At 67.7% G+C, this 7,062-nt stretch carries 6 protein-coding genes; all 6 read left to right on the top strand.

Annotated elements, in window-relative coordinates; genetic code table 11:
- On the top strand, window positions 1–546 hold a 546-nt coding region (locus FKP22_RS16210; RefSeq protein ID WP_141288500.1), incomplete at its 5' end, for an SDR family NAD(P)-dependent oxidoreductase.
- Between the two features lie 52 nt (window positions 547–598).
- A complete protein-coding gene (gene metC / locus FKP22_RS16205) occupies window positions 599–1,795 on the top strand; it encodes a cystathionine beta-lyase (RefSeq protein ID WP_141288499.1) in 1,197 nt (398 codons plus the stop codon).
- A gap of 11 nt (window positions 1,796–1,806) precedes the next feature.
- Entirely contained in the window at window positions 1,807–3,303 is a 1,497-nt protein-coding gene (locus FKP22_RS16200; RefSeq protein ID WP_141288498.1) for an aldehyde dehydrogenase family protein, read from the top strand.
- Window positions 3,304–3,621: 318 nt separating this feature from the next.
- Window positions 3,622–5,979 carry a TonB-dependent receptor gene (locus tag FKP22_RS16195; RefSeq protein WP_141288497.1) on the top strand — a complete coding sequence of 786 codons (2,358 nt, stop codon included), beginning with the start codon at window positions 3,622–3,624 and terminating at the stop codon, window positions 5,977–5,979.
- A gap of 12 nt (window positions 5,980–5,991) precedes the next feature.
- Complete coding sequence (locus FKP22_RS33895) at window positions 5,992–6,588, top strand: MotA/TolQ/ExbB proton channel family protein (protein WP_141288496.1); 597 nt, start codon at window positions 5,992–5,994, stop codon at window positions 6,586–6,588.
- A gap of 13 nt (window positions 6,589–6,601) precedes the next feature.
- Window positions 6,602–7,012, top strand: coding sequence for an ExbD/TolR family protein (locus FKP22_RS16185; protein WP_141288495.1), 411 nt, complete (start codon window positions 6,602–6,604; stop codon window positions 7,010–7,012).
- Window positions 7,013–7,062 lie beyond the last annotated feature (50 nt).

Below are 7,062 nucleotides of genomic sequence, written 5' to 3'. Positions count from 1 at the left end.
GACCACTTCGGGCGGGTCGATCGGCTGCTCTGCTGCGCTGGCGTGGGCAGCCCGCGCCAGCCGGTCTGGCAGAGCAGCGAGGAAGACTACCGCGCCTGCTTCGACATCAACGTGCTGGGCGTCATGCTCAGCCTGCGTGCGGTGATGCCGCTGCTGATCGAGCGCGGCGAAGGCCGGGTGGTGGTGATCGGCGGCACCTACGGTCACAAAGGCGTGGCCAATGCGGCGCTCTACGCCGCCTCCAAATGGGCGGTGCGCGGGCTGGTGAAGTCGGCTGCGCTGGAAGGCGGGCCGCACAACGTCACCGCCAACATCGTGGCCCCCGGCGGCATTGCCGGGCCGCGACTCAAGCGCCTGTTCGAGGCCTCGGCCGAACGCGAAGGCCTGCCTTACGACACCGTGCTGCGGCGCTTCACTGCACAGTCGGCGCTGGGCCGGCTGGTCAGCGGCGAGGACGTGGCTCAGGCCGTGATCCACCTCTTCTCCGACGGCGGCCGCCTCATCACCGGGCAGGACCTGGTGGTCGATGCCGGCACGCTGGTCTGAACACAGCCCAGGTGTCCGTGACGCCTGCCTACCCTCTTTGCCTACCAAGCGCATGACCTCTTCCGAAGCCTTTGCCCGCGACACCCAGATCGTTCACCTTGGCCGCGATCCGCAGGCCAACCACGGCATCGTCAACCCGCCCGTCTACCACGCCTCCACCTTCATCTTCAACTCGGTGGCCCAGCTGCTGGAGACCCGCCGCGACCGCGCCAGCGGGGCCTTCGAGCAGTTCACCTACGGCCGCGAGGGCACGCCCACCACCCGTGCACTGGAAGATGCCGTGACCCAGCTGGAGGGCGGCTACCGTGCGGTGGTCACCTCCTGCGGCCTGGGCGCCATCTGCGCCTCGCTGACGGCCTTTCTCTCAGCCGGCGATCACCTGCTGATCATCGACAGCCTGTATGGTCCGGTGCGGCAGTTCTGCGACGAGTACCTGAAGCGCTTTGGCGTGGAGGTGAGCTACTACGACCCGCTGATCGGGGCCGACATCGCCCACCTGGTACAGCCCAACACGCGGGTGATCTACCTGGAGTCGCCCTGCTCGCTGACCTTCGAGATGACGGACGTGCCGGCCATCACCCGGGTGGCGCGGGCGCGCGGCATCACCACCATCATGGACAACACCTGGGCCACGCCGCTGTGCTTCCAGCCTCTTGCGCACGGCGCGGACGTGTCCATCCATGCCGCCACCAAATACATCTCCGGCCATTCCGACCTGATGCTGGGCATTGCGGTGTGCAACGAGGCGGCCTTCATCCCGGTGAAGAAGACGGCCTCGGCCTCGGGCTACTGCGGCGGCCCGGACGACATCTACATGGCCTTGCGCGGCCTGCGCACCCTCAGCCTGCGCCTGCAGCGCCACCAGGAAACGGCGACCACCATTGCCCGCTGGCTGCAGCGGCGGCCGGAAGTCTCGCGCGTGATGTATCCGGCGCTGCCGGACGACCCCGGCCACGCGATCTGGCGGCGCGATTTCAACGGCGCCAGCGGCCTGTTCGGTGCCGTGCTCAAGCCTTGCAGCGAGCAGCAGTTCGCCGCCATGCTGGACCACATGGACCTGTTCCTGATGGGCTACTCCTGGGGCGGCTTCGAAAGCCTGGTGGTGCCAACCTACCCGGCCACCCTGCGCAGCGCCCGGCCCTGGCAGGAGAAGGGCCCGGCGCTGCGCCTGCATGCCGGCCTGGAAGACCCGGACGACCTGATCCGCGACCTGGAACGGGGATTCGCGCGGCTGGCCGCAGCCGCCTGAGGCACCACGCGATGACTGCAAGCCCCTCCCTCGCCAACACCCCCCACCCCTTCCTGGACGGCCGCGCCAAGCGCCTGCTGATTGGCGGCCAGTGGCAGCCTGCCGCCTCGGGCAAGACCTTCGAGACCTGCAACCCCGCCACCGGTGCCGTGCTGGCCCAGGTGGCCGAGGCCGGCCAGGTGGACGTGGACCGGGCCGTGGCCGCGGCGCGCCAGGCCTTCGAGGGCCCCTGGCGCCGCTTCAAGCCTGATGAGCGGGCCGCGTTGATGCACGCGCTGGCCGACCTGGTGGACACCCATTACGAAGAGCTGGCCTGGCTGGACACGCTGGACATGGGCGCCCCCATCCGCCACACCCGCGGTGCCCGGCGTCACCTGGTGGGCATGCTGCGCTACTTCGCTGGCCAGGCGACCTGCATCCACGGCCAGACGGCCGAGACCTCGCTCAACGGCAACATGTTCGCCGCCACGCTGAAGGAGCCGGTGGGCGTGGTCGGGGCCATCATTCCGTGGAACGGTCCGCTGTGGGCCACCATCTTCAAGACCGCGCCGGTGCTCGCCAGCGGCTGCACGCTGGTGCTCAAGCCGGCGGAGGATGCACCGCTGACGCCGCTGCGCTTTGCCGAGCTGGCCGAGCAGGCCGGCGTGCCGCCGGGCGTGCTCAACGTGGTGACCGGCTTCGGCCAGGAAGCCGGTACCGCGCTGGCCGCCCACCCGGGCGTGGACAAGCTGTCCTTCACCGGCTCGGTGGCCACCGGCCAGGCCATCGTGCGGGCCTCGGCCGGCAACCTCAAGCGGCTCTCGCTGGAGCTGGGTGGCAAGTCACCGCACATCCTGTTCGCCGATGCCGATGTGCCGCGGGCAGCGCAGGCCGCGGCCATCGGCGTGTTCGCCAATGCCGGGCAGATCTGCAGCGCCGGCACGCGGGTGTTCGTGCAGCGCGAGATCCATGCGCAGGTGGTGCAGGCCATGGCAGAGGTGGCGGCCACCCTGCGCGTGGGGCCTGGTGTGGACGCCGAGAGCGACATCGGGCCGCTGGTGTCGGCGCGCCAGGTCGAGCGCGTGCTGGGGTATGTGGAGAGCGGCCGGGAACAAGGTGCGCGCCTGGTGGCCGGCGGCGAGCGGCTGGGCGGGCCGCTGCATGCGCAGGGCCACTTCATGGCGCCCACGGTGTTTGCCGAGGTGGCCGACGGCATGCGCATCGCGCGCGAGGAAATCTTCGGGCCGGTGGCTGCGGTGCTGCCGTTTGATGACCTGGATGAGGTGGTGCGCCGCGCCAACGACTCGCCCTTCGGCCTGGGCGCGGGCGTCTGGACACGCGACATCGGCCGTGCACATGCCATCGCGCGGCGCCTGCAGGCCGGTTCGGTGTGGGTCAACTGCTACAACCAGATGGACCCGTCCATGCCCTTTGGCGGCGTGAAGTTCAGCGGTTATGGCCGGGAGTCCGGGCCGCAGCAGCTCGATGAATACCTGAACGTGAAGGGCTTGTGGATCCAGCACGACTGAGTGGTCGAGGCGCTCGGCGCGCTTGGAGCAGAGAAGGTCGCGCAGCAATGCGCGGCCTTTTTTTGTGTTGCATCAGTGCCGATTTCTGCGGACCGAGGTGTTGCCGTTTTGTCGCGCGCCCTCGCGAAAAGCCGAACGGCAACGGTCTTGCCGGGCCAGCGTGGCCCGGCAGAGGCCTCGTAGCGATGTGCGCATGACACCCCGACGAAAAAAGCAATTCTTCACAGCGAGGCTTCTCGATAAATTGAATTTGCACTGCAGCGGTCGGGCACCCGAGAGACGCCGCCGCACCGTTCTCCACCCCATCGGAAGCCAACCATGAAAACCGAATTCATTGCCACCGTACTGGCCACAGCAGCGGCTGCGGCGATGGCACAGACCAGCCCCGCCGCCGATCCGCAGCAGACCGACATCGGCCGCGTCAGCGCCTCCGGTGCGTCCAACGCGAACCCGCAGGACACGCCGTCGGCCACTGGCGTGACGCGCAAGGAAATCGCTGGCGGCCTGATGGTCGACGAGAACGTGTCCAAGGCCAAGAGCTCGGTGACGCGCGACTTCATCCAGAAGCAGCAGCCCTCGGCCGACGTGTTCCAGCTGCTGAAGTACTCGCCCGGGGCCAACGCGGCGCCCAGCGACGCCTGGGGCCTGTCGCCCGGGGTGCTTTCGGTGCGTGGCATGGACGGCGGCCAGATGGGCTTCAACTTCGAGGGCATGCCGCTGAGCGTGGCCTCCAACTGGTCGGTGTTCCCCGGCCAGTACATCGACACCGAGAACACCGATGTGGTGACGCTGAACCAGGGCTCGGCGGATCTGTCCTCGCCCGACGTGACGGCCACCGGCGGCATCGTCGACCTGTTCCTGCACACGCCCTCCAAGCAGCGGGGCGGGCTGCTGACGATGTCGGTCGGCACGGACAACGCCTGGCGCGTCTTCCTGCGCGGCGAGACCGGCGAGATCGGCGACACCGGCTTGCGCGCCTTCGGTTCCATCTCGCAGATCGAGACCGATCACTTCCGCGGCCCAGGCCATGACCGCAAGCAGCACCTGTCGCTGGGTGCGGTGCAGGAATGGGGCGGCGGCAGCCGCAGCAAGCTGGCCCTGACCTATTCGAAGATCGCGCGAGACGTGTACAAGAACCCCACGCTGGCCCAGTGGAAGGCCGACGGCATGGACGGCGCGAGTACCAACTACGACGCCACCTACACCGCTGGCAGCCTGAGCTACTACCGCATGCTGCAGAACCCCTGGGAGAACCTGCTGCTGTCGGTGCCCACGGACCTGCGGGTGAACGACAAGCTCACGCTGAACGTCACGCCCTATCTGTTCTACGGCTTCGGCGGCTCAGGCTCGGCCGGCACGCTCAATGAAAGTTCGGTGGGCTTTGGCAACACGGTGCAGGCCGTGGACCTGAACGGCAACGGCACCACGACCGACACCGGGGTCACCTACTACAACCCCATCATCGAGAAGAACCTGCGCACCGGCATCACCGTCAAGGGCAACTACCAGCTCGACAACCACGCGCTGGTGGCCGGTGTCTGGATGCAGCGCTCGCGCGACCAGCTCTATCGCCCCTACAGCCTGATGAACGACGACGGCACGCCCGTGGATGTGGACGGCAGTTCCTCGCTGATCCGCACCGCCAGCGGCCAGGTGGTGAACCAGTGGAACCAGGACACCCACGACAGCTTCTACTCGGCGTTCCTGGGCGACACCATCAGCCTGATGGACGACAGCCTGAACATCGATGTTGGCGTGAAGAAGATGTGGCTGGAGCGCGTGGGCAAGAACCGCGTGCCCAGCGACGTGACGCGGACCGAGGCTCAGAACGACCCGCTGCTGCCCACGGCCGCCATCCGCTACAAGTTCGATGACGTGAACTCTGTGTTCGCCAGCGTCGCGCGCGGCGTGCGCATCCTGCCGGCCGGCGCCCTTTACCCGCGCTACAGCGCGTCGACGGGCGCCGTCACCACACGGGCCAACCCGGACCAGGCCTCGGAGAAGTCCACCGCCTTCGAGCTGGGCTATCGCTACCAGGGCCCGCTGGTCAGCCTGTCCACCTCCGCCTTCCATTACGCCTTCGAGAACCGGCAGATCTCGGCCCAGGTCTGTGACCCGGGCTGCGTCAGCTCGCCCATCGACGGGGGCAAGCAGCGCGCCTTCGGCCTGGATTTCGAGGCCGGCCTGCGGCCTTTCATGAACTTCCGGCCCTATGCCTCGCTGGAGCTGCTGAAGACGCGCATCGAGTCCGACATCCCGGTCTCGGGGGACTACCTGGCCACCAGTGGCAAGCAGGCGGTGCGCGCGCCCAAGGTGCAGGCCGCGCTGGCGGTGGATTACGACAACGGCAGCTTCTTCGGCAACCTGGGCTGGAAGTACGTGGGCAGGCAGTACGCCACCTTCATGAACGACCAGGAGATCGCGGCCTACACCACGTTGGACATCGGCCTGGGCTACCGCTTCACGCTGCCGCCCTCGTCCGGCCTGACCAAGCCTGAGCTGCGCCTGAACGTGATGAACGCCACCGACCGCCACTACCTCTCAGGTGTCAACAGCGTCACCACCAACGCGGTGGCCACCACCGCGATCAACGGCAAGACCATCGCGGCCTCGCAGCCGAGCTACCTGGTGGCCAACCCCGTGTCCGCGATGCTCACCTTCGCGGTTGGATTCTGAGGATTTCCTGACATGTCGATCAGCCAAGACTTTCTGCATGCCGCGACGATCAACCTGCTCTACGCGGCGATCGTCATCCTGACCTTCGTGATCATCGAGCGACTGGTCTACTACGTCTACCTGATCCGGCGCCGGGCGCCGATTGCCAGGGCCATCGCCGCAGCGGTGGCAGTGGATGCCAGCAGTCCCTTGCCGGACCTGCCGGCCGGCACCGATGTGTTGACGCAGGCCATGCGGGAGTACGTGGACACGCAGCGCAAGGGCCAGGTCTCGCGCAACCGCATCGAGGACCTTTCCTCGGCGCTCTTCCTGCGCGTGGACGGCAGCGTCAACCGCGGGCTGTGGATCCTGGACACCATCGTCACGGCAGCGCCGCTGCTGGGCCTGCTGGGCACCATCCTCGGGATCATGGACACCTTCCAGGCCCTGTCGGCCGGCGGTGTTTCCGACCCCTCGGCGGTGAGCCGCGGCATCGGTTCGGCGCTGTTCGCCACCGCCATCGGCATTGGCACGGCGCTCTACGGGCTGTTGGGTCACAACGTGCTGCACCGCCTGGGCGAATGCATCACCGAGGACTTCAAGAGCTTCCTGCTCGAAACCACGAAGTGACCGGGAGCGCGCGATGAGATCCTTTCCCCAACGCAAGCAGCGCCAGGCGCGCATCGAGATCATCCCGATGATCGACGTGATGATGTTCCTGCTGGTGTTCTTCGTGCTCATCAGCACCAACGTGCTGCCCGCGCTGGGCTTGAACGTCGCGCTGCCAGGCTCGGCCAAGCCCGATCCGATCAAGGACGAGTCGCTGCGCATCACCCTCACGGTGGACCACGATGGCGCGGTCTATGTGGACGGGCAGCCCACGCCGATGCCGCAGCTGGCCGACAAGCTCAAGGCGCTGGCCGGCAGCAAGCCGGCCAAGGTGATCATCGCCGGCGATGCCAGCGCCAAGCTGCAGACGCTGGTCGACCTGCTGGACCAGCTCAAGGCCGCAGGCATGCCCGCCGCTTCCATCATCACCAAGCGCCAACCCTGAGCGAGCGACCGTGACGATTCGCGACCCCTTCGAGCGCGCCTCCCATGGCG

The sequence above is a fragment of the Ideonella azotifigens genome, from assembly GCF_006519715.1.
GTDB classification, from domain to species: Bacteria; Pseudomonadota; Gammaproteobacteria; order Burkholderiales; family Burkholderiaceae_C; genus Ideonella; species Ideonella azotifigens.
The sequence above is the reverse complement of the archived record's forward strand: the minus strand, read 5'-3'. Positions and strand labels throughout refer to the sequence as shown.

Coding starts and splice junctions, on each gene's coding strand:
- FKP22_RS33895 (WP_141288496.1), top strand. CDS start 5,992: ATGTCGATCAGCCAAGACTTTCTGCATGCCGCGACGATCAACCTGCTC.
- metC (WP_141288499.1), top strand. CDS start 599: ATGACCTCTTCCGAAGCCTTTGCCCGCGACACCCAGATCGTTCACCTT.
- FKP22_RS16200 (WP_141288498.1), top strand. CDS start 1,807: ATGACTGCAAGCCCCTCCCTCGCCAACACCCCCCACCCCTTCCTGGAC.
- FKP22_RS16195 (WP_141288497.1), top strand. CDS start 3,622: ATGAAAACCGAATTCATTGCCACCGTACTGGCCACAGCAGCGGCTGCG.
- FKP22_RS16185 (WP_141288495.1), top strand. CDS start 6,602: ATGAGATCCTTTCCCCAACGCAAGCAGCGCCAGGCGCGCATCGAGATC.